The organism is Micromonospora sp. ATCC 39149 (assembly GCF_000158815.1).
GTDB lineage: Bacteria > Actinomycetota > Actinomycetes > Mycobacteriales > Micromonosporaceae > Micromonospora.
On the sequence record NZ_GG657738.1, the window covers coordinates 3524224 to 3524705 of the forward strand.

1 pseudogene is annotated in these 482 nt (G+C 64.9%); it reads left to right on the forward strand.

Annotated elements, in window-relative coordinates:
* Positions 1-482 (forward strand): annotated as a pseudogene (locus MCAG_RS14950) (DnaA ATPase domain-containing protein); the annotation flags it as partial.

The window sequence follows — 482 nt, forward strand, 5'->3', positions numbered from 1 at the left end:
CCGAAGTACATGTTCGAGACGTTCGTCATCGGCTCGTCCAACCGGTTCGCGCACGCCGCGTCCGTCGCGGTCGCCGAGTCTCCGGCGAAAGGCGTACAACCCGCTGTTCATCTACGGCAGCTCCGGGCTCGGCAAGACCCACCTGCTGCACGCCATCGGCCACTACGCCACGACGCTGGGCAACGCCCGCTCGGTCCGGTACGTCTCGACCGAGGAGTTCACCAACGACTTCATCAACTCGGTGCGCGACGACAAGACGAGCGCGTTCCAGCGCCGCTACCGCGACGTCGACATCCTGCTGATCGACGACATCCAGTTCCTGGAGAACCGCGAGCGGACCCAGGAGGAGTTCTTCCACACCTTCAACACCCTGCACAACGCCAACAAGCAGATCGTGGTCACCTCCGACCGGTCGCCGAAGCAGCTCGCGACACTGGAGGATCGGCTGCGGACCCGGTTCGAGTGGGGGCTGCTCGCCGACA